Source organism: Limnohabitans sp., from assembly GCF_034680285.1.
GTDB lineage: Bacteria > Pseudomonadota > Gammaproteobacteria > Burkholderiales > Burkholderiaceae_C > Limnohabitans_A.
On record NZ_JAXITC010000002.1, the window covers coordinates 122,765 to 142,433 of the forward strand.

The window sequence follows — 19,669 nt, forward strand, 5'->3', positions numbered from 1 at the left end:
GGTCCTTGTTGCTGCGAATGTGGATTTCAAATCAACCGGCGTTCAGCCCGGGATTTTTTCGAGGCAATAACCCAATCCACGCACAGTGGCGATGCGGATCGGGCCTTTTTCGATCTTCTTGCGCAAACGGTGGATGTACACCTCGATCGCGTTGTTGCTGACCTCTTCGCCCCATTCGCACAGGCGTTCGACCAGTTGGTCTTTGCTGACCAGGCGGCCTGCGCGCTGCAACAAAACTTCGAGCAAGCCCAACTCGCGGGCCGACAACTCGACCATCTTGCCGTCGATGGTGGCCACCCGGCCAGATTGGTCGTAAATGAGCGGGCCATGCTTGATTTGTGATGTGGCACCGCCCATACCGCGGCGGGTAAGGGCCCGCACGCGGGCTTCGAGTTCTTGCAAGCTGAAGGGCTTGGCCATGTAGTCGTCAGCGCCGTAATCCAGCCCTTTGACCCGCTCTTCCACGCTGTCGGCCGCGGTCAGGATCAACACGGGCAACACTGAACCACGCGAGCGCAAACGTTTGAGCACTTCCAGTCCGTGCATTTTGGGCAAACCCAAATCCAGGATCAACAGGTCAAACTCGTTGTTGGTCATCAGGGCGGCATCGGCCTCGCTGCCACTGGCCACATGGTCTACCGCAGCACCCGCGCTGCGCAAGGTGCGCAACAAGCCATCGGCAAGCACCTGGTCGTCTTCGGCTATCAGAATGCGCATGTCTGTCTCCTGTTGTTGTGGCGGCGGCCTGGGCTCATGAGCCCTGCCGCTTGATTTTAGTGTCAGGTTTGTGTCTTGCCGCCCGTTGTTTGCCGTGTTCGCATCAATGGGCGTAGGCTTCCAGGCCCAAAGCGACCACCGTGGCCACCTCTTTGCCCACCGCTTCGCGGAACTCGGCCTCGGCTTGGGCCACCGCGTCCTTGAACGCTTGCAGCCAAGCCAAGCCGACGGGCGTGAACACCACGCGCCGGGCCCTCGCATCCAATGGGTCGGGTTCGCGTTGCACCAAGCCCCATGCGGTGCATTGGTCCACCAGATCACCCATGGCCTGCTTACTCATGCCTGCCGCCTTGGCCAAATCGGTCAACCGAGAGCCTTTCAGCCCCAAATGCCGCGTGATGTGGACATGCGCGGCGCTGATCTGGTCACGCGAGGCCAAATTGGCCAAAGCCAAGGGCACGCCCTCGTTACCGGCCATCAGGTGCAGCACCCGCTCGTCAAAGCGCCGCATGGCGTGGCCCAGCAAACGACCCAAATGCGTCTGACGCCAGCGATCGTCCTGCGTTTCAGGGTCTTGCGGGTGTGTTTCAAGGGCCAATGTCATGGTCCCACAATGATAAGGCAAACTGACCAAAAATATCGTTTACAGGTTTGTACAGGTCGTTTACAGTACTGTTCACGCATCCAGTAAGCAGCACATCAGCGCTGAGCCAGGTGCCCCAACCCATTGATATTCAAGGAGATTCCCATGAGCGACGACAACAGCGAAAAGTCCAAAGCCCTGCAAGCCGCCCTGGCCCAGATTGAAAAACAATTCGGCAAAGGCACCATCATGCGCCTGGGCGAAGGCGAAGTGATCGCCGACATCCAGGTGGTCTCCACCGGCTCTTTGGGCCTGGACATCGCTTTGGGCGTGGGCGGCCTGCCCCGTGGCCGCGTCATCGAGATTTACGGCCCTGAGTCTTCCGGCAAAACCACCCTGACCCTGCAAGTCATCTCTGAAATGCAGCGCCTGGGCGGCACCTGCGCCTTTGTGGACGCCGAGCACGCGCTGGACGTGCAATACGCCCAAAACCTGGGCGTCAACCTGCAAGAGTTGCTGGTCAGCCAGCCCGACACGGGCGAGCAGGCCTTGGAAATCGTGGACAGCCTGGTGCGCTCCGGCGCAGTCGATCTGGTCGTCATCGACTCGGTCGCGGCCCTCACGCCCAAGGCCGAAATCGAAGGCGACATGGGCGACAGCCTGCCCGGCTTGCAAGCCCGTTTGATGAGCCAGGCCCTGCGCAAGCTGACCGCCACCATCAAAAAGACCAACTGCACCGTCATCTTCATCAACCAGATCCGCATGAAGATCGGCGTGATGTTCGGCAGCCCCGAAACCACCACCGGCGGCAATGCGCTCAAGTTCTACGCCTCGGTGCGTTTGGACATCCGCCGCACCGGCACCATCAAAAAGGGTGACGACGCGATCGGCAACGAGACCAAAGTCAAAGTGGTCAAGAACAAAGTCGCGCCGCCCTTCAAAACGGCCGAATTCGACATCCTGTTTGGCGAGGGCATCAGCCGAGAAGGCGAGGTCATCGACATGGGCGTCACCGCCAAGATCGTCGACAAGTCCGGCGCTTGGTACGCCTACCAAGGCGAGAAAATCGGCCAAGGCCGTGACAACGCCCGCGAGTTTTTGCGCGAGAACCCGGCTTTGGCCCGCGAGATCGAAAACAAGGTGCGCGAATCGCTGGGCATCCGCTTGCTGGAATCGGCCATTGCCGTGCCCAAAGGCGAATAAACAGCCATTGCCAAGAGACAAAGCTTGAACAAACCAGGCTTTCAACCCTCGCTCAAGGGGCGCGCTCTGCGCCTTTTGAGCCAGCGTGAACACTCGCGCATGGAGCTGGAACGCAAACTGGCCCAACACGAGGAAGTGCCCGGCGAGTTGGCCAAAGCGCTGGACGAGTTGCAAGCACGGGACTTCATCAACGACGGGCGGGCGATTGAGTCGGTGGTACACCGCCGCGCAGGCAAACTGGGCGCAGCTCGCGTCAAGCAAGAGCTGGCGGCAAAGGGTTTGTCGGGTGAAGCCGTGGCCGCCGCCATGGAAGGGTTGCGAGAGACCGAACTCGACCGCGCACTGGGCGTCTGGCGCAAAAAGTTTGGAAGCCCAGCCACTGACGCGAACGAGCGGGCCAAGCAAATCCGGTTTTTATTGACCCGCGGCTTCAACGCCGAGGTCGTGCGCAAAGTGGTGCAGGGCGCCGACGAGGACTTTTAAAGAAGCGGTTGACAACGCGATTTACAAACCGAGCATCAACTCGATGTTCTGAACCGCAGCGCCACTGGCGCCTTTGCCCAAGTTATCCAGACGGGCGATGACCACCGCTTGGCGAGCCTCTTCGTTGCCGAACACCCGGATTTCAAGCTTGTTGGTGTCGTTCAGCGCCGTGGCGTCGAGCTTGGCGTCGGCCGTGGCAGGCAGCACACTGACCCAGCCTCCTGCTTCTTGGCTTGCGGCGTAGTGCGCGCGCAAAGCTTCGTGCACAGCAGCAGCCGTCGGTTTGCCTGGCAAGCTGTCCAGGTGCAGGGGCAGCTGAACCAGCATGCCTTGGCGGAAATTGCCCACTGCCGGCACAAACAAGGGGCGGCAGGTCAGCCCGGTGTAGCGCATGATTTCAGGAATGTGTTTGTGCTTAAGGCCCAAAGCATAGGCCTCAAACAGGGGGGCTTTGCCGGATTCGTAATCCTCGATCATGGTTCGGCCGCCACCGGAGTAACCACTCACAGACGGCAAACAGACCGGAAAGTCACGGGGCATCAGTCCCACGTCCACCAAAGGGCGCAAGATCGATATGGCGCCCGTTGCATAGCAACCGGGGTTGGCCACGCGCTGGGCTTGGCGCACAGCAGCCAACTGGTCGGCAGCCAATTCTGGAAAACCAAACACCCAGTCCGGGTGGCAGCGGTGGGCGGTCGAGGCGTCCACAATGCGTGGCTTGCGCCCGGGCAGGCTATCGATCATGGCCACCGACTCGATGGCAGCATCGTCGTGCAAGCACAGCACGACCAAATCGGCGGCGGCCATCAACTCACGCTTGGCCTCAGGGTCTTTGCGGCGGGCCGGGTCGATGCTGAGCACCTCGATCTGGGGCATCAACGCCAAGCGCTCACGGATTTGCAAACCTGTGGTGCCGGCTTCGCCATCGATGAATATTTTGGCCATGGGTATTACTTCCTCAATGATTCAGGTTCTCAGCGTCAAGTCAATGTAAGACGCAAGGATCAGGATTGGTGCATTGCAGCATGATACAGTCGCAGGCTGCAGTGTCCAGAGCCTACTGGCGGATGAATCACCCCAGCGGACCGGTCAATCAACTACCCTCTGAGAGAAGACCTCATGAAGATTCACGAGTACCAAGGCAAGGAAATCTTGCGTCAATTCGGTGTGCCAGTTCCACGCGGCATCCCGGCGTTCACCGTTCAAGAGGCTGTCGAAGCCGCACAAAAACTGGGCGGTCCAGTGTGGGTGGTCAAAGCCCAAATCCACGCCGGTGGGCGTGGCAAAGGCGGCGGCGTCAAAGTGGCCAAAACCGTCGATGACGTCAAACGCATCTCTGGCGAAATCTTGGGCATGCAGCTCAAGACACACCAGACCGGCCCTGAAGGCCAAAAAGTCCGTCGCCTGTACATCGAAGACGGCGCCGACATCAACAAAGAGTATTACGTGTCTGTGGTCACCGACCGCGCCACCCAAAAGATCGCTTTCATCGCTTCGAGCGAAGGCGGCATGGACATCGAGGAAGTGGCTCACTCCACCCCCGATAAGATCATCACCGAGTTCATCGATCCCCTGACTGGCTTGGGCGACGCTCAGGCCAAGAAGATCTCTGATGCCATCGGCATGCCAGCTGACTCCACCGCACAAGCCGTGGACATCTTCAAGAAGCTGTACCAGTGCTACATGGAAACTGACGCTTCTTTGGTGGAAATCAACCCACTGAACCGCGACAGCAAAGGCAACGTGATGGCACTGGATGCGAAGTTCAACTTCGACTCCAACGCCCTGTTCCGTCACCCAGAAATCGTGGCTTACCGCGATCTGGACGAGGAAGATCCTGCAGAAGTGGAAGCTTCCAAGTTCGACCTGGCCTACATCAGCCTGGACGGCAACATCGGTTGCTTGGTCAACGGCGCTGGCTTGGCCATGGCCACCATGGACACCATCAAGTTGTTTGGCGGCGAGCCCGCGAACTTCTTGGACGTGGGCGGCGGTGCAACGGCTGAAAAGGTCACTGAAGCCTTCAAGATCATGTTGGCCAACAAGAATGTCAAAGGCATTTTGGTCAACATCTTCGGCGGCATCATGAAGTGCGACACCATCGCCAGCGGCGTGATCACCGCTTGCAAAGCCGTGAACCTGTCCGTGCCATTGGTGGTCCGCATGAAGGGCACCAACGACGAGCTGGGCAAGAAGATGCTGGCCGATTCCGGTCTGCCCATCATCTCCGCCGACACCATGGCCGAAGCCGCGACCGCCATCGTCGCAGCCGTTAAGTAATGACTTTGGGGACAGATCTTTAGCTCTGTCCTCAACTGATTAGGAACAAACATGTCCATCTACATCAACAAAGACACCAAAGTCATCACACAAGGTATCACCGGCAAAACCGGTCAATTCCACACTGAGAAATGCCAGGAATACGCGAACGGCAAGAACTGCTTCGTCGCGGGTGTGAACCCCAAGAAGGCTGGCGAGTCCATCTTCAACATCCCAATCTACGCATCGGTCAAAGAAGCGGCTCACAACACAGGCGCCACCGTGTCCGTGATCTACGTGCCCCCAGCAGGTGCAGCCGCTGCCATCTGGGAAGCCGTTGAAGCCGACCTCGACTTGGCGATTTGCATCACCGAAGGCATTCCAGTGCGTGACATGCTCGAAGTACGCAACAAGATGAAGGCCAAAGAAGCGGCTGGCGGCAAGCGCACTTTGCTGCTGGGCCCCAACTGCCCAGGCCTGATCACCCCTGACGAAATCAAGATCGGCATCATGCCCGGTCACATCCACCGCAAAGGCCGCATTGGCGTGGTGTCCCGTTCGGGCACTTTGACCTATGAAGCCGTGGCGATGTTGACCGAAGTGGGCTTGGGCCAATCCAGCGCTGTCGGTATCGGTGGTGACCCGATCAACGGTTTGAAGCACATCGACGTGATGAAGGCTTTCAACGACGATCCAGACACCGACGCCGTCATCATGATCGGCGAAATTGGCGGCCCAGACGAAGCCGAAGCCGCTCAGTGGTGCAAGGCCAACATGAAAAAGCCCATCGTGGGTTTCATCGCCGGTGTGACTGCCCCTCCCGGCAAGCGCATGGGCCATGCTGGTGCTCTGATTTCTGGCGGCGCCGACACGGCAGATGCCAAACTGGCCATCATGGAAGAGTGCGGATTCATCGTCACACGCAACCCATCTGAGTTGGGCAAATTGCTCAAGGCTCAGCTGAAGTAATCAGGGTTTACCCGCGGGCAAAAAGCCCGTTCCCTGAACAAGGCTGTGGTTTGCCACAATAGCCAAGCCGGATGTCCTGCGGGACAATCCGGCTTTTCGTTTTTTGAACTCATGATTCGTCGAACCCGCGTCGGCGACTAAGGAACACCGTGGAAGAATTTCTGACCCCTACTTTCTGGTTTGCCGTCGGGCAGATCATCATGATCGACATCCTGCTGGGTGGCGACAACGCTGTGGTGATCGCGCTGGCGTGCCGCCAGTTGCCTGACCACCAACGCACCAAAGGCATCATGTGGGGCACCGCCGGTGCCATCGTCTTGCGCGTCATTCTGATCTTTTTCGCGCTCACCCTGTTGGCTATCCCCTTCCTCAAGTTTGTCGGGGCGCTCTTGCTCATCTGGATTGGTGTGAAACTGCTCACCCCTGATGAAGATGACGACCACAGCAACATCCAGGGCAGCGACAAGCTCTGGGGCGCAGTCAAAACCGTGATCATTGCAGATTTGGTCATGAGCGTGGACAACGTGATCGCCATCGCCGGTGCCGCCCAGACCTCGGGCAACGCCGACCACCAAATGCCTTTGGTCATCTTCGGCTTGCTGGTCAGCATCCCGATCATCGTCTGGGGCAGCCAGTTGGTGCTCAAGTTGATGGACCGTTTCCCGATCATCATCACCGCTGGCGGTATGCTGCTGGGCTGGATTGCCGGCACCATGATCCAAACCGATCCAGGCTTGGTGGCTTACCTGCCACAAGACAAAGCTTGGGGCTACGGCTTGGGCATTGCAGGCGCCTTGCTGGTGTTGGCCTTGGGCAAACTGATCATGGCCCGCCGCACTTCCAATTCAGAAGACGCGGCAATTTGATCCTAAAGTAGGCATTTTTTGGTGAATGATTTACCATCGGGTGCCCTACTACAGGAGACTAAACCATGGCTAAGAAACAACAAGGTTTGACACTGATCGAGCTGATGATCGTGATCGCGGTCATCGGCATTCTGGGTGCACTGGCTTTGCCTGCGTACCAAGATTACGCCATCAGGGCCAAAGTGTCTGAAATGCTGTTGGCCGCCAACGGTTGCAAAACAGCCGTCAATGAGGCCATCAGCTCTTCGGCCGATACCAATGTGTCTTCCGCTTTGCCCAAGGTCTGCGACAGTCAGGCCAGCAAATACGTGGCCAGTGTGGCGGTCGATGGCAATGGTGTGATCACCGTCGTGGGTCAGCATGATGCACTGCGTGGCAGCACCAGCGCTTCAGCCAACGCCATTGCCCTGACCCCGCTGCAAACCGGTGACACCCCAGTCAACGGCAGCACCGATGGTGGCAAAACCATTTCGGGCTGGCGCTGCGGCCCAGCCAGCAGCAATGGTTTGCCCGTGAAGTACCTGCCCGCTTCGTGCAAAGCGTCCTGATCTTGTTCAGCCCTTCCAACGCCCTGCTGAACCCAGGGCGTTTTTCATGGTGATGCCCGCATGTTGAGTCGCCCCACACCGCACATCGCCAATCAGAAGCAAACGCATCTGCAAAGCTTGCTGTGGGGGCTGCTTTTGGTCCTGCCATGGGTGGCGCCCTGGTCGCCCGGGCCGCAAGCCAACACGGTGCCCTTGCTCATCAGCTGGGGTTGCATTGGTTTGCTGTTGGTCATTGGGCATGGCATTCAAGCCATCGACATCGCCAAGGCTTGGGCCATCGCGGCCTTGATGAGCAGCGCCATGGGGCTCATCCAATACTTTGGGGTGGCCGAGGGCTTGAGCCCTTGGCTTCATCCATCTGCACTGGGTGACGCAGGCGCCAACTTGCGCCAACGCAACCAACTGGCCACCTTGCTGGCCATCGGCACCTTGGCCGTGCTGTGGTGGCAGGCCCATGGACTCAAAACCGGGCACGCTCTGTGGCTGCTGGCACTTCTGGCCCTCGGCAATGCGGCCACCTCGTCGCGTACAGGCTTGCTTCACATGCTGCTGGTCAGTGGTTTGGCCGTGTTTTGGACTTATCGCTCCCGGCTACAAACAACCCGACTGTCTGCAATCTTGAGCTTCTGGGCCTTGGCCCTTTATTTGCTGGGCAACTGGGCGTTGCCTTGGAGTTTGAGCGTGCTGTCTGGACAAGACATCGTTGATGCCTTGAGCCGCATGGGCCACAACGAGGGCTGCGGGAGCCGACGCGTGCTGTGGGCGAATGTGCTGGAGTTGATCAGCCAAAAGCCCTGGACCGGTTGGGGCTGGGACGAGCTCAAATACGCCCACTACATCACACCCTATGACGGCGGCCCCGAACAAAGGTTCTGCAACATTTTGGGCAATGCCCACAACCTGCCTTTGCACATGGCATTCGCACTGGGCGTTCCGGTCGCCGCTGGATTGGGTCTTTTACTGCTGGCAGTCTTGGCACGCGCAAGGCCGTGGAAGAGCCAAAACGCAAGTCATCAGTTGGCGTGGTCGGTATTGGCCGTGATCGGTTTGCACAGCCTGCTGGAATTTCCGCTTTGGTATGGGCCGTTCCAGATGGCCGTATTGCTCTGTGGGGTGTTGCTGCTGCGCCCAAACGCTGGCATCGGGGCTGGCACCTCACGCGGCCTTCAACTGGTGGGCTGCTGGGTGCTGTTGATCGTTTGCATGGTGGGAGCGGATTACGTCCGTGCACGCCAAATCTATATGCCCGCCACGCAGCGCTGGGCCGTGTGGCGCAACGATCCATTGGCGGCGTCCCGCAGCAGTTGGTTTTTCAAGCGTGCAGGCACTTTTGCCGAACTGACCACCACCCCCATCACACCAGAGAATGCCGAATGGGTGCTGGCCACCAGCCAGGAGATGCTGCACTACTCACCCGAGGTCAAAGTGGTGCGCCAACTGATTTTGAGTGCCCACAGGCTAGGGCGACAGGATTTGGTGGACTTGCATGCCGCCCGATGGCAGGCGGCGTTTCCTTCAGAGCCGCTACCGGGGAAAAAGCTCTGACATTCGGTCCATCGCGGATATCACTTCCCCGCGACAAAACTCCCACTCTTGCCCCCATGCTTTTCCAGCAAGGTCACGCCGTTCATCGTCATGCCGCGGTCCACGGCTTTGCACATGTCATAGATCGTCAGCAATGCCACTTGCACAGCCGTCAAGGCTTCCATTTCCACGCCAGTCTGTCCGATGGTTTCGGCAGTCGCGGTGCAAACGATCGCGTTGTCCGCGGGCAGCACCTCAAATTCGACCGCCACACGGGTCAGGCCAATCGGGTGACACAAGGGGATCAGCTCGCTGGTTTTCTTGGCGCCCATGATGCCGGCGATGCGGGCAATGCCCAGCACATCGCCTTTTTTAGCAGTACCTGAAGTGACCAGTGCCAGCGTCGCAGGCAACATCTCGATGCGCCCCGTAGCGACCGCGATTCGGCGGGTACTGGTCTTGCTGCCTACATCCACCATGTGGGCTTGGCCTTGGGCGTCAAAGTGTGTCAAAACATCGGTCGACTGGGTCATGGCTGAATTGGTAAAAACCAGTTACAAAGGGTTGATCAGATTGGCGCATCATACGGGTAACACCAGGAGAAATGATGGCTCCTGTTCTCTCTTGATTCATGAAAACCAAGACCTTGAAACCCTTCTTTCGTTCTTCCAATGGGCTCTTGGCCCTGCTGGTCGGTGCCTTGGCCATGCAGCCGGCCTGGACCCAAAACAACACCTTGCCCTCTTTGGGCAACGGCGAAGGGATTTCGCTCGGTGTGGAGCGCCAATTGGGCGACCGGATCGCCCGCGAGCTTTACCGCGATCCTGACTATCTGGAAGACCCGGTTCTGGACGAATACATCCAGCGCCTGTGGACGCCCTTGGTCAAAGCCGCTGCTGCGCGCGGTGAGTTGTCACCCGAATTACAAGAGCGTTTTGCTTGGCGCATCTTGCTGGGGCGCGACCGGTCGGTGAACGCGTTTGCTTTGCCTGGCGGCTATCTGGGCGTGCATTTGGGCCTGATCGCGGTGGTCAGTTCCGATGCCGAGTTGGCTTCGGTCTTGGCGCACGAATTGAGCCATGTCACTCAACGCCACATCGCCCGCTCCATGGATGAGCAGTCCAAAATGACGCCGTGGGTGATCGGCTCGATGATTTTGGGTGCGATTGCAGTGAGCAAAAATCCACAAGCCGCACAAGGGCTGATCGTCGGTGGCCAAGCAGCGGCTATTCAGTCTCAACTCAGTTACTCGCGAGACATGGAGCGCGAAGCCGACCGAGTGGGCTTTGGCGTGCTGAGCGATGCCGGCTATGACCCGCAAGGCTTTGTCGGCATGTTCAACAAACTGCAGCAGTCGGCTGGCGTGAATGACAACGGCGCTTACCCCTACCTTCGCAGCCACCCATTGACCACCGAGCGCATCGCCGACATGCAGGCGCGTTTGCAGCTGAACGGACCGGCTAAAACCACGCCCGGCGACATGGTGCAAGCGATGCTGGGCGCTCGGGCCAAGGTGATGTCACAAAATGGCGTGGAAGCTTTGAGGGCTTGGACACTGGACAGCAAGGCCACATCAGCACAAGTCACCCTCGCCCAAAAAGCGGGTGCCCTGTATGCCGCCACATTGGCTCATTTGCAGCTCAGAGACGGGCCCGCTGCCGAAACCGCTTTGCAAAGTCTGCTGCCATTGACGGTCCAAAACCCTGAGGCCCATCGATTGGCCACACTGCTGCAAGCAGAATTGGCCATCCGGCAAGAGCGCTTTGCATCGGCCCTTCAAATATTGGAAGCCGCCAGCAGCAAACCTTTCAAGCGCCCAGAGTTGATGGCCGCTGCACAGGCCTTGCTGCGGTTGCCACCACGCCCTGAGCGCGCCGCCATCACACTTCAACTGCGCGAATGGGTCACTCAAGTACCGAACGATGCACAAGCTTGGAACACACTGGCCAGCATGCTCAACTTGCAGGGCCAAGCCCTGCCATCGCTGCGCGCCGAAGGCGAAGCCCAAATGGCCCGCATGGACTGGCCAGGTGCGGTAGACCGATTTCGTGCAGCGCAAGATTGGGCAAGGAACAACCGACTTCAAGCAGGTGACCACATCGAGGCATCGATTGTGGATACGCGCTTGCGACAGGCTCAAGCCCAAATCAGGGCGATCCAAACTGAGCGTTGAAATTGCATGCAGGATGGCGCTATGATCGCGCTCCCATTTGAGACAGAACATGGCCGGCATCCACATCACCGACATCGAAGCCGCCATCAACCATTGGCGCACCAAGAACCCCTCGCCTGATGGGGTGACACTGCCGCGCGAGTTGCGGGCACTGGCCGAGGTGTATGCCTTGATGGTGTATTACAAACAAGACTTGGCAGACGAATTCACCTTGCCCTTGGCCGCTGCCGAAGCTTGGCAGGACTGGTACGCCAGCACGCCCGATACGCCTTGCATCGCCATTTGCTCCACCAGCCAAGGCGATGAAGTGTGCAAGGGCTGTGGACGCAGCTTTGAAGAGGTCCAGCTGTGGATCGAAATGACGCCCGGAGAGAAGCGTGGCATCTGGCAACGCATCACCGCCGACGGCACGTCGTGGCGTTTCAACAAATACGCTGAACGCGCCGCCGAAGATCGCCACTGGGCGAGAGCGGCGGCCGAGGCGCAAACAGCACTCGACCTGAAACCAGCCGATTAAAAAGTCACTTCCAGCGAATCAGCTCGATGTGCACGCTGCCTTTGTCGCTACTGAAGGTCACGCTGCCTTCTTGAACGGTGGCTTGCAGCTGCATGCTGCGCTCGGCCAGCTTGGCCAGCTCTTGAGAGCCTTCGGTCGGGACACGCCAGACTTGCAACTTGTCCAAACGCGTGAGTTTGGTCTCGATGCCCTTCCACCAAACTTCGGCCGCGTGGTTGAAGCAGTACAACAAGACTTCATCGGCTTTTTGACAAGCTTTCATGATCGGCTTGTCTTCGGGCTGGCCGACTTCGATCCACATCCGCGTTTGGCCTGTGAAATCGCGCAGGCTGCAATCGGGGTCATCCGGGTCTGACAAACCGGCTCCAAAAGCCAGCTTGCCGTCACCGTTGCACACTGCCTGCAACTTGTAGGCATTGATGGCCAGCGCCAGCAGGCGGATCATCATGCGCTCGTCGGTCTCGCTGGGGTGGCGTGCGAGCGTGAGCTGGTGGTCTTCGTAATAGCTGTGATCGATGTCAGCGATCGACAGATTGGCTTTGTAGATGGTCGATTTGAGGGCCATGGTTCAGACCCGGCGTGCCAACTCAGCGGCTTTGCCGATGTAGCTGCCCGGCGTCATGGCCAGCAGGCGGTCCTTGTCGGCTTGCGGAATCTCCAGCGCGGCGATCAAGCCATGCAGATCGGCCGCAGTGACGGTCTTGCCGCGTGTCACTTCCTTGAGCTTTTCATACGCGCCCTGCACGCCATAGCGGCGCATGACGGTCTGGATCGGCTCGGCCAGCACTTCCCAAGCGGCATCCAAGTCCTCCGCCAGCGCTTCTTCGTTCAGCTCCAGTTTGTTCAATCCGGTCATGAGCGACGCATAAGCCAGCGCGGTGTAGCCCAGACCCACGCCCATGTTGCGCAGCACGGTGGAGTCGGTCAGGTCACGTTGCCAACGGCTGATGGGCAGCTTTTCACTCAAGTGTTTGAGCACGGCATTGGCCAAGCCCAAATTGCCTTCGGCATTTTCAAAGTCGATCGGATTGACCTTGTGCGGCATGGTGGACGAGCCGATCTCGCCCGCCTTCAAGCGCTGCTTGAAATAGCCCAAGCTCACATAGCCCCAAATGTCGCGCGACAAGTCAATCAGGATGGTGTTGGTACGCGCCACGGCGTCGAACAACTCGGCCATGTAGTCGTGCGGCTCGATTTGAATGCTGTAAGGCTGAAATGTGAGGCCCAAGCCCCAGTGGGCAGACTGCGTGTCGCTGATCTCGGGCGTCTCGACCACTTGGCGAGCGAAGGCTTCCCAATCAAAGTCTGGCCAAGCAGACAGGTGGGCGTTGTAATTGCCTACAGCGCCATTCATCTTGCCCATCAGCTGAACTGCCGCAATTTTGGTGCGGCAGCCGTTCAGGCGCATCACCACGTTGGCCATCTCCTTGCCCACGGTGGTGGGGCTGGCCGTCTGCCCGTGTGTACGGCTGAGCATGGGCACCTCGGCAAATTGGTGCGCCATCTCACGCAATTTGGCGATCAGGCCGTCAAGCCCCGGCAAGATCACTTGGGCGCGCGCCCCCTTGAGTTGCAAGGCGTGGCTGGTGTTGTTGATGTCTTCACTGGTGCAAGCAAAGTGGACAAACTCCGCGGCTTTTTCGAGCTCGGGCCGGTCTTTGAACTTGGACTTGATCCAGTACTCCACCGCCTTCACATCATGGTTGGTGGTCTTCTCGAACTCCTTGATGGCCAAGGCGTCCGCTTCAGAAAAGTTTTTCACCAAACCGGTCAAGTAACTGCGTGCACCTGGCGTCAGCGGCTTGAACTCGTCAAAACCCGCGTCAGACAAGGCGATGAACCAGGCGATTTCAACCTGCACACGGCGGTGCATATAACCTTGCTCGCTCATGAGCGGGCGCAAGGCATTGAGTTTGCTGGCGTAACGGCCATCCAGCGGCGACAGAGCGGCAATGGGGGTGAAATTCATGCTTTGATTGTAATTCCCGCCACCCTCACGTTCTGCGCCATGTCAAATGGGCGCAGGGCCTGAATTTTCCACGGTGTTTCACCTAGAATCGGCCATCATTCAACGGCATTACCCGCATCCTCTATGAAACTCATCGGCTCCGTCACCAGTCCTTATGTTCGCAAGGTGCGCATCGTCATGGCCGAGAAAAAATTGGACTATCAGTTTGTCACTGAGGATGTGTGGTCCGCACAAACGAGCATTCACGCCACCAACCCATTGGGCAAGGTCCCTTGCTTGGTCATGGAAGGTGGTGAAGCGGTGTTCGATTCGCGCGTGATCGTGGAGTACTTGGACACTTTGTCACCCGTGGGCAAACTGATTCCAAGCGCTGGCCGTGAACGCGCCGAAGTCAAAACCTGGGAAGCTTTGGCAGACGGTCTGCTGGATGCGGCCTTGCTGGCCCGCATGGAAGCGGTCTGGACCGAGCGCCAGGACAGCCAGCGCAGCCAAGCCTGGATCGACCGTCAACTTGACAAAATCCAACACGCCTTGCGCGCCATGAGCCACGGCCTGGGGGAAAAACCCTTTTGCTCCGGGATCCACTTGACTTTGTCTGACATCGCGGTGGGCTGTGCCGTGGGCTATTTGGACTTCCGCTTCCCGCAAATCGACTGGCGCACGCCGCATCCGAATCTGCACAAGCTGTACGATAAATTGTCTCAGCGGCCAAGCTTCGCGGACAGCTTGCCCGGCTGACATTCGGCAGCGCTTGCGCGCACTCAGGTGTTGGCGCGTTTTTTCAGCCAGCGCATCACCCCACCCAGCACCGGAAGTTTCTCGTAGAGCTCTTCCGCAGCATCCCAATAGTCACGGTGCATCGTCACCAAGCCCTGTGCGTTGAACGCCACGTGGCTGGCGCCGCGCACGCTTTGCAAGGTGGTGGTGTCAAAGCGCTTGAAGCGAAAGCGGAACTCCCACGTCAAAAAGGCCTGTGCACCATCAACCACTTGCCCAGTGATGACGAAGTGCGGCTGGTCCAGCGCCACGTACATGTGCCGAAAAATGCGTTCGATCTCGGGCAGGCCCTGCACTGCGTTGAACGGGTCCTTGAAAGTGGCTTGCGCGTCATAGACCGTGTGCAACTGTGCCACGCTTTGTGGCGACAGGGTTTCAAAAAACGTAGCGAGGTTTTGTGTGGCTTGTCGTGTGTCCATGATCGGCTTTCATTTCAGGCTCACAGCCCCGTGAACCGGCGTACCAAGGGGAAGTACAGGCGATAAGGCAGCACGCGCAACAGTTTGAGCCAAAGCGTGAAACGCTTTGGGAAATGGATGTCAAACTGCCCTTTGGCCCAGCCCTTGAGCATCTCGCGTGCAGCCTCTTCGGGGCTGATCAAGGCCGGCATGGTGAACTGGTTTTGTGCGGTGAGCGGTGTGGCCACAAAGCCGGGGTTGACCACGCTCACATCAATACCCTGGTCTTGCAAATCCAAATACAGCGTCTCGGCCAAGTGGGTGAGCGCAGCCTTGGTCGGGCCGTAGGCCAAGCCGTTGGGCAAACCGCGCCAACCCGCCACACTGCTGAGAAAACTGATGTGGCCGCGCCCTTGGGCGAGCATGCCGGGCAGCACCGCATCGATGACCTGCAGCGCGCCTTGGTAGTTGACTTTGTCGTGCTTGAGCATCTCTGCCAAATCCATGGCGCTGGCGCGTTGGGCTTGGTAGTAACCTGCGGCATAGACCACCATGTCGAGCGAACCTTCGGCCAGCAGGGCTTGGGCCGTGGCCTGCACTTGGGGTCCGTCGCACACATCGAGCGCGCGCCACTGCACGCCAGTATCTTGCTCGGCCCACTGCGCCACGCCTTGCGGGTTGCGCGCTGAGACCACCACTTGGGCGCCCGCCGCACGCAGTGCCTGTGCGCAAGCCAAACCAATACCGGTCGATGCACCCACCAACCAAACGCGGCGGCCTTGCCAGTCTGAAATTTTCTGATTCAAGCTCATGCGCATCAACCTGGCTTGGCCGTCAAAGGCGTGCGGCGGGTAAAGGACAAGGTGACCTCGCCCAGCTTCACGCCCCATTTGCTCATGCTGGCTTTGTTGAGCATGACGCGTTCGTCCATCAGGTACATCCAGTCGTCAAAGTCAACGTGCCAGACACGGCCATCCACCGGCAACGCCAGGGTGTAGCCCCAGCGGAATGCGTTGCCGCTGACTTGGCCCCTGGCCTCGCCCACCACGTCGTCGGCGCGACCCGTGTAGTTGCCGTTCGGTCCGGCCCTGAGTTTCCAGATGCGGCGCTGCTTCGTACCGTCCGAGTACACAAAAGCTTCGTCCAGCACCCCTTCATCGCCATTCCAGCTGCAATCCATGACCACGGTAAAGCGTTTGACCACTTGGCCGCTGCGGTCGGTGAAAACACCCCAAGCATCGATGGCGCCGTTGAAGTAAGTGCGCAAATCCAAAAGCGGTTTTTCTTGTGCGTAGCTTTGCACTTGGGGTCCAGCGCAGCTGGCCAAAAAAGGTGTGACCACTGCCACGGGCAAAACGGCCAGTCGGGTCAAGGCCGTGCGGCGTTGGATGAGGGTGTTTTGATGGCGCATGTTGGGACTTTCCTTGTGTCGGTTCAAAGCGGCTTCAAGCCGAAGGGTGGGCCGTTTCGGGCACCGAAATCAAATCGGGGCGGCGCATCAGGCCGGCATACAAAGCCAATCCGGCCAAGAGCTTGAGCACACAGGGCAGCAAGCCATAAGCCAGACTCAAAGCCAGCACGGCATCAGCGCCCTGCTGGCCAGGTGCGTAGCCCCACAAACCGAGCAAGGGCAACGACAATCCGGCGGCCAAGGCCAAATTGAGCTTGGTCGCCAGATTCCACCAGCCCATGAAGGCACCGTCTGTGCGGCCGCGCTCACCACAGCGGTCAATCAATTGGTTGAGCAGGGCACCGGGCACGGTGAGGTCAGCGCCCAATGCCATGCCCGATACCGCACACACCAGCAAAAATCCTGTGGTGTCGCCCGCGCCCAGCGTCACCACACTGACAAAGGCCAACACCGACAAAGCCATGCCGGTGGCCCAGGTGCGCAGGAGGCCGATGCAGTCGATCACCTTGAGCCACAGCGGAAACGACAACGCCCCCGCCGCGAAATACAAACCCAAGAACAGTGGCTCCATGGCCTTGGGCGCTTGCAAAAGGTCTTGCACAAAAAACAGCACCAGCGTGGCAGGCACGGCGCTGGCCAGACCGTTGAGCATGAACACCATCAAAAGGCGGCGAAAACCCGCGTGCTGCCAAGGCTGCCATAGACTGCCAACTGCATGGGCATGGGCATCGCCATGCGGCACCGTCACAGCAGATGGGAAGGCGCGGCGTGCAACGCGCTGCCAAGTGAACAAGCCCAGCGCCAGCATGGCGACCAACAAAACCGTGGTCAATGGCCAACCCCACAGCGCGGGCAAAGCCGATGCCAACAACACACCCACCAGCGCAAAGCCTTCACGCCAAGCAACCCAGCGACTTTGCACCATGGCGCCACCGCCCTGACGCGCAGCCCAAGCCTGGTGCAAGATACCCAAACCGCTGTAGGCCAAATGGCTGAGTGTGAGCGCGGCGCCCACCCACACCAATAAGCCCGAAGGCGACAAGGATGCAGCAGGCGGGAAAAACAAGGCCGCAAAACCCAACGCCACGGCCAACGCCAAGAACACCGCCGTCAGCCACACGGCCCGCCACGAGTGACGGTAAAGGCTGTCGCCCCAACGCCCAAGCCACGGATCCACCACCGCGTCCACGGTCCGGCCGATCAGCAACACCCCCCCCAGAGCGGCTAACGGCACGCCGTACTGGTGGGCGTACAAATTGGGCAAATGCACATACACAGGCAGCGCCACAAAGGCCAGCGGTAAGCCCAGCAAGCCATATGAAGCGAAGGCTTGGCTTGGTGCTGTAGTGCTAATGACTTGGGTCACAGCACTCATGGCTGCAAGCCTTGCAAGAGCTGGGCGCGCATTTTGGGCTCAGAGGTGCGTTCGTCGAGCCAGATGCCAAAAAACAAGCGCGCAAAGGCCACGTCCTTGACCGTCCCCACGCGCTGGCCGTTGACCCAAAACTCGGCACCAACACCTGGCAGGTTCACGCCCGTGATGCGCTCGCCCGCTGACACATTGGGGAATATTTCTCGCATGGCTGTTTGCCAGTTTTGCACTTGCGCCTCGCTGAGGCTGGCCACACGCCGCATTTCTTCGATCGAGCGGCTGGCAATCGCGGCCCCTTCGATCCTGCGAAGGTACTGCAACTCCAGTGCGAATGGGAACTGAACAGCTTGCCCGTACCGAAAGCCAACCGGCGTCCAAAGGCGGGCGTCGTACACCTCAAAACCCCAGACCCGCAAGCGCACGGGTGGGGTGGGCACGACCCCCTTCAGAGCGGCCACTTCGGGTCGACTGAACTCAGCGTTGAGCGCGTGATCCTTGGCTTGCGTCTGTGCCTGTGCATGGCTGAAAAGAGCGAGAAACATCCAACCACTGACGATGAGCGCCACGCAATTTGCTGGAGACACAAACTGCCTGCAGCGCTTGGCTTGCATCGTTTTCAGAGGTTTTTGCATGTTCTGGTCAGCCGGGTTTGGCCAAAGTGAACTGCACCACGTCGATGTTGGCCTCATCGAACGCGGCTTCGCAATACGCCAAATAAAAGGACCACAAACGGATGAAGCGGTCGTCAAATTTCAGCATGCGCACGGTATCGAGTTGGGACATGAAGCTTTCGCGCCAGCGGCGCAGGGTTTCGGCGTAGTCGGGGCCGAAGTTCAATTCATCAACCACCTGCAAGCCTGCCGCCTGAGCCTGCTTGCGAAACTCACTGGGGCTTGGCAAACAGCCACCCGGAAAAATGTACTGCTGAATGAAATCGGTCGATTGCAAGTAACGCTCAAAAAAGCGGTCGTCAATCGTGATGCTCTGCACGCACGCGCGGCCACCGGGCTTGAGCATGCGGCTGATGGTTTGAAAATAAGTCGGCCAATATTCCTGGCCCACCGCCTCGATCATCTCGATGGAGCAGACCGCGTCGTAGGGCCCATCGTCGATGTCGCGGTAGTCTTGCAAGCGCAAATCCGCGCGTTGTTGCACGCCGTGCGATTGCATGCGGGCGTTGGCAAACGCCAGCTGCTCGGTGGACAAGGTCACGCCCGTGATGTGCGCCCCAAACTCGGTGGTGGCCGCTTCGGCCAAAGCGCCCCAGCCGCAGCCAATCTCCAGCACGCGGTCACCTGGCTTGGCGTTGACCATACGCAGGGCGCGGCGCACCTTGGCTTTTTGGGCCTCCGCCATGTCTTTCGTGTGGTCGCCTTCAAACCAGGCCGACGAATAGTTCATCGTACCGTCCAGCCACAGCTCGTAAAAGGCGTTACCCAAGTCGTAATGGGCGTGGATGTTTTTGCGGCTGTTGCTGCGGTTGTTGCGGTTGAGCAGATGCTTGATGCGGTAAAACAATCGCCCCAACCAGTGGCCATAAATGGCGCTCTCGATGTGGTCGCGGTTGGCAATCGTCAAGCGCAGCAAGGCTGCCAAATCCGGCGTGGTCCAGTCGCCAGCCATATAGCCCTCGGCAAAACCAATGTCGCCCGATTTGAGGACCTCGGCACACATGTCCCAGCGGTGGATGTGCAGGGCCGCAAACGGAGCCTCGTGCGTGCCAAAGACTTGGAGGTTGCCGTCGGGCGCATGCACCGTGAGCTTGCCGATTTTCAGACGGGTCAAGAGGCTGAGCAAACGCACGGCGGCTTTGGGAAGGCTGGCATGCGAAATGGTGGTGGCGCGTGGGCCCAAGGTTTGGGCAGAGTCGGCTGTCTTCATGGTGGGTGGCATCCGGTGG

Annotated in this window: 22 protein-coding genes; 10 read left to right on the plus strand and 12 right to left on the minus strand. The window is 59.1% G+C overall.

The window, feature by feature from the left end:
• Positions 1 to 42: 42 nt before the first annotated feature.
• Both SWE17_RS02355 and SWE17_RS02360 read right to left on the minus strand, forming a co-directional pair.
• Complete coding sequence (locus tag SWE17_RS02355; protein ID WP_090044111.1) at positions 43 to 717, minus strand: response regulator transcription factor; 675 nt, start codon at positions 715 to 717, stop codon at positions 43 to 45.
• A 103-nt stretch (positions 718 to 820) separates the two neighbouring features.
• On the minus strand, positions 821 to 1,321 hold the full coding sequence (locus SWE17_RS02360) for a helix-turn-helix domain-containing protein (protein WP_322991524.1): 501 nt from the start codon (positions 1,319 to 1,321) through the stop codon (positions 821 to 823).
• Between the two features lie 144 nt (positions 1,322 to 1,465).
• On the opposite strand from SWE17_RS02360, the gene recA reads away from it, so the two are divergent.
• The gene (gene recA / locus SWE17_RS02365; protein WP_291912247.1) at positions 1,466 to 2,503 is read left to right on the plus strand and encodes a recombinase RecA; all 1,038 of its coding nucleotides are present in this window, start codon (positions 1,466 to 1,468) and stop codon (positions 2,501 to 2,503) included.
• Between the two features lie 24 nt (positions 2,504 to 2,527).
• Positions 2,528 to 2,986, plus strand: a complete 459-nt coding sequence (gene recX, locus SWE17_RS02370; RefSeq protein WP_322991525.1) for a recombination regulator RecX — start codon at positions 2,528 to 2,530, stop codon at positions 2,984 to 2,986.
• A gap of 21 nt (positions 2,987 to 3,007) precedes the next feature.
• On the opposite strand, the gene argC is transcribed toward recX, so the two are convergent.
• Positions 3,008 to 3,931, minus strand: a complete 924-nt coding sequence (gene argC / locus SWE17_RS02375) for an N-acetyl-gamma-glutamyl-phosphate reductase (RefSeq protein WP_322991526.1) — start codon at positions 3,929 to 3,931, stop codon at positions 3,008 to 3,010.
• Between the two features lie 174 nt (positions 3,932 to 4,105).
• Between argC and sucC the strand changes: the two genes are divergently transcribed.
• The 5 genes from sucC to SWE17_RS02400 all read left to right on the plus strand — a co-directional run bounded on the left by sucC (position 4,106) and on the right by SWE17_RS02400 (position 9,173).
• Positions 4,106 to 5,266 (plus strand): ADP-forming succinate--CoA ligase subunit beta, encoded by a 1,161-nt coding sequence (gene sucC, locus SWE17_RS02380; RefSeq protein ID WP_322991527.1) that lies wholly within the window; start codon positions 4,106 to 4,108, stop codon positions 5,264 to 5,266.
• A gap of 51 nt (positions 5,267 to 5,317) precedes the next feature.
• Entirely contained in the window at positions 5,318 to 6,214 is an 897-nt protein-coding gene (gene sucD, locus SWE17_RS02385) for a succinate--CoA ligase subunit alpha (RefSeq protein ID WP_295521289.1), read from the plus strand.
• 149 nt (positions 6,215 to 6,363) lie between these two features.
• Positions 6,364 to 7,080 (plus strand): TerC family protein, encoded by a 717-nt coding sequence (locus SWE17_RS02390; protein WP_322991528.1) that lies wholly within the window; start codon positions 6,364 to 6,366, stop codon positions 7,078 to 7,080.
• 65 nt (positions 7,081 to 7,145) lie between these two features.
• Positions 7,146 to 7,628 carry a pilin gene (locus tag SWE17_RS02395; RefSeq protein WP_322991529.1) on the plus strand — a complete coding sequence of 161 codons (483 nt, stop codon included), beginning with the start codon at positions 7,146 to 7,148 and terminating at the stop codon, positions 7,626 to 7,628.
• 60 nt (positions 7,629 to 7,688) lie between these two features.
• Positions 7,689 to 9,173: a PglL family O-oligosaccharyltransferase gene (locus SWE17_RS02400; RefSeq protein ID WP_322991530.1), complete on the plus strand. Its 1,485-nt coding sequence runs from the start codon at positions 7,689 to 7,691 to the stop codon at positions 9,171 to 9,173.
• A gap of 20 nt (positions 9,174 to 9,193) precedes the next feature.
• Here SWE17_RS02400 and moaC read toward each other — a convergent pair whose 3' ends face one another.
• Positions 9,194 to 9,685, minus strand: coding sequence for a cyclic pyranopterin monophosphate synthase MoaC (gene moaC, locus SWE17_RS02405; protein ID WP_322991531.1), 492 nt, complete (start codon positions 9,683 to 9,685; stop codon positions 9,194 to 9,196).
• A gap of 98 nt (positions 9,686 to 9,783) precedes the next feature.
• Between moaC and SWE17_RS02410 the strand changes: the two genes are divergently transcribed.
• Complete coding sequence (locus SWE17_RS02410; protein WP_322991532.1) at positions 9,784 to 11,325, plus strand: M48 family metalloprotease; 1,542 nt, start codon at positions 9,784 to 9,786, stop codon at positions 11,323 to 11,325.
• Between the two features lie 49 nt (positions 11,326 to 11,374).
• Entirely contained in the window at positions 11,375 to 11,842 is a 468-nt protein-coding gene (locus SWE17_RS02415; RefSeq protein ID WP_322991533.1) for a DUF3717 domain-containing protein, read from the plus strand.
• Between the two features lie 4 nt (positions 11,843 to 11,846).
• Here the strand turns inward: SWE17_RS02415 and SWE17_RS02420 are convergent, their stop codons facing one another.
• Complete coding sequence (locus SWE17_RS02420; RefSeq protein ID WP_322991534.1) at positions 11,847 to 12,407, minus strand: YaeQ family protein; 561 nt, start codon at positions 12,405 to 12,407, stop codon at positions 11,847 to 11,849.
• 3 nt (positions 12,408 to 12,410) lie between these two features.
• Positions 12,411 to 13,811 carry an adenylosuccinate lyase gene (purB, locus tag SWE17_RS02425; RefSeq protein WP_322991535.1) on the minus strand — a complete coding sequence of 467 codons (1,401 nt, stop codon included), beginning with the start codon at positions 13,809 to 13,811 and terminating at the stop codon, positions 12,411 to 12,413.
• 123 nt (positions 13,812 to 13,934) lie between these two features.
• Here purB and SWE17_RS02430 point away from each other — a divergent pair, with 123 nt between their 5' ends.
• Positions 13,935 to 14,549 carry a glutathione S-transferase N-terminal domain-containing protein gene (locus SWE17_RS02430; RefSeq protein ID WP_322991536.1) on the plus strand — a complete coding sequence of 205 codons (615 nt, stop codon included), beginning with the start codon at positions 13,935 to 13,937 and terminating at the stop codon, positions 14,547 to 14,549.
• A gap of 23 nt (positions 14,550 to 14,572) precedes the next feature.
• On the opposite strand, the gene SWE17_RS02435 is transcribed toward SWE17_RS02430, so the two are convergent.
• The 6 genes from SWE17_RS02435 to SWE17_RS02460 are packed head-to-tail and all read right to left on the minus strand — an operon-like array spanning position 14,573 to position 19,650.
• Positions 14,573 to 15,007, minus strand: coding sequence for a nuclear transport factor 2 family protein (locus tag SWE17_RS02435; protein ID WP_322991537.1), 435 nt, complete (start codon positions 15,005 to 15,007; stop codon positions 14,573 to 14,575).
• A 20-nt stretch (positions 15,008 to 15,027) separates the two neighbouring features.
• Positions 15,028 to 15,798, minus strand: a complete 771-nt coding sequence (locus SWE17_RS02440; RefSeq protein ID WP_322991538.1) for an SDR family NAD(P)-dependent oxidoreductase — start codon at positions 15,796 to 15,798, stop codon at positions 15,028 to 15,030.
• A 5-nt stretch (positions 15,799 to 15,803) separates the two neighbouring features.
• Positions 15,804 to 16,397: a DUF3833 domain-containing protein gene (locus tag SWE17_RS02445; RefSeq protein ID WP_322991539.1), complete on the minus strand. Its 594-nt coding sequence runs from the start codon at positions 16,395 to 16,397 to the stop codon at positions 15,804 to 15,806.
• Between the two features lie 34 nt (positions 16,398 to 16,431).
• Positions 16,432 to 17,772: an MFS transporter gene (locus SWE17_RS02450; protein WP_322991540.1), complete on the minus strand. Its 1,341-nt coding sequence runs from the start codon at positions 17,770 to 17,772 to the stop codon at positions 16,432 to 16,434.
• Complete coding sequence (locus tag SWE17_RS02455) at positions 17,769 to 18,401, minus strand: chalcone isomerase family protein (RefSeq protein WP_322991541.1); 633 nt, start codon at positions 18,399 to 18,401, stop codon at positions 17,769 to 17,771. Before SWE17_RS02455 ends, SWE17_RS02450 begins: the two co-directional genes overlap by 4 nt.
• 7 nt (positions 18,402 to 18,408) lie before the next feature.
• Positions 18,409 to 19,650 carry a cyclopropane-fatty-acyl-phospholipid synthase family protein gene (locus SWE17_RS02460; protein WP_322991542.1) on the minus strand — a complete coding sequence of 414 codons (1,242 nt, stop codon included), beginning with the start codon at positions 19,648 to 19,650 and terminating at the stop codon, positions 18,409 to 18,411.
• Between the last annotated feature and the right edge of the window lie 19 nt (positions 19,651 to 19,669).

Excerpts from the sequence above, each read along its gene's own strand:
- SWE17_RS02355 (WP_090044111.1), bottom strand. The coding sequence starts at position 717 with ATGCGCATTCTGATAGCCGAAGACGACCAGGTGCTTGCCGATGGCTTG.
- SWE17_RS02360 (WP_322991524.1), bottom strand. The coding sequence starts at position 1,321 with ATGACATTGGCCCTTGAAACACACCCGCAAGACCCTGAAACGCAGGAC.
- recA (WP_291912247.1), top strand. The coding sequence starts at position 1,466 with ATGAGCGACGACAACAGCGAAAAGTCCAAAGCCCTGCAAGCCGCCCTG.
- argC (WP_322991526.1), bottom strand. The coding sequence starts at position 3,931 with ATGGCCAAAATATTCATCGATGGCGAAGCCGGCACCACAGGTTTGCAA.
- sucC (WP_322991527.1), top strand. The coding sequence starts at position 4,106 with ATGAAGATTCACGAGTACCAAGGCAAGGAAATCTTGCGTCAATTCGGT.
- sucD (WP_295521289.1), top strand. The coding sequence starts at position 5,318 with ATGTCCATCTACATCAACAAAGACACCAAAGTCATCACACAAGGTATC.
- SWE17_RS02395 (WP_322991529.1), top strand. The coding sequence starts at position 7,146 with ATGGCTAAGAAACAACAAGGTTTGACACTGATCGAGCTGATGATCGTG.
- SWE17_RS02400 (WP_322991530.1), top strand. The coding sequence starts at position 7,689 with ATGTTGAGTCGCCCCACACCGCACATCGCCAATCAGAAGCAAACGCAT.
- moaC (WP_322991531.1), bottom strand. The coding sequence starts at position 9,685 with ATGACCCAGTCGACCGATGTTTTGACACACTTTGACGCCCAAGGCCAA.
- SWE17_RS02410 (WP_322991532.1), top strand. The coding sequence starts at position 9,784 with ATGAAAACCAAGACCTTGAAACCCTTCTTTCGTTCTTCCAATGGGCTC.
- SWE17_RS02415 (WP_322991533.1), top strand. The coding sequence starts at position 11,375 with ATGGCCGGCATCCACATCACCGACATCGAAGCCGCCATCAACCATTGG.
- SWE17_RS02420 (WP_322991534.1), bottom strand. The coding sequence starts at position 12,407 with ATGGCCCTCAAATCGACCATCTACAAAGCCAATCTGTCGATCGCTGAC.
- purB (WP_322991535.1), bottom strand. The coding sequence starts at position 13,811 with ATGAATTTCACCCCCATTGCCGCTCTGTCGCCGCTGGATGGCCGTTAC.
- SWE17_RS02430 (WP_322991536.1), top strand. The coding sequence starts at position 13,935 with ATGAAACTCATCGGCTCCGTCACCAGTCCTTATGTTCGCAAGGTGCGC.
- SWE17_RS02435 (WP_322991537.1), bottom strand. The coding sequence starts at position 15,007 with ATGGACACACGACAAGCCACACAAAACCTCGCTACGTTTTTTGAAACC.
- SWE17_RS02440 (WP_322991538.1), bottom strand. The coding sequence starts at position 15,798 with ATGAGCTTGAATCAGAAAATTTCAGACTGGCAAGGCCGCCGCGTTTGG.
- SWE17_RS02445 (WP_322991539.1), bottom strand. The coding sequence starts at position 16,397 with ATGCGCCATCAAAACACCCTCATCCAACGCCGCACGGCCTTGACCCGA.
- SWE17_RS02450 (WP_322991540.1), bottom strand. The coding sequence starts at position 17,772 with ATGAGTGCTGTGACCCAAGTCATTAGCACTACAGCACCAAGCCAAGCC.
- SWE17_RS02455 (WP_322991541.1), bottom strand. The coding sequence starts at position 18,401 with ATGCAAAAACCTCTGAAAACGATGCAAGCCAAGCGCTGCAGGCAGTTT.
- SWE17_RS02460 (WP_322991542.1), bottom strand. The coding sequence starts at position 19,650 with ATGAAGACAGCCGACTCTGCCCAAACCTTGGGCCCACGCGCCACCACC.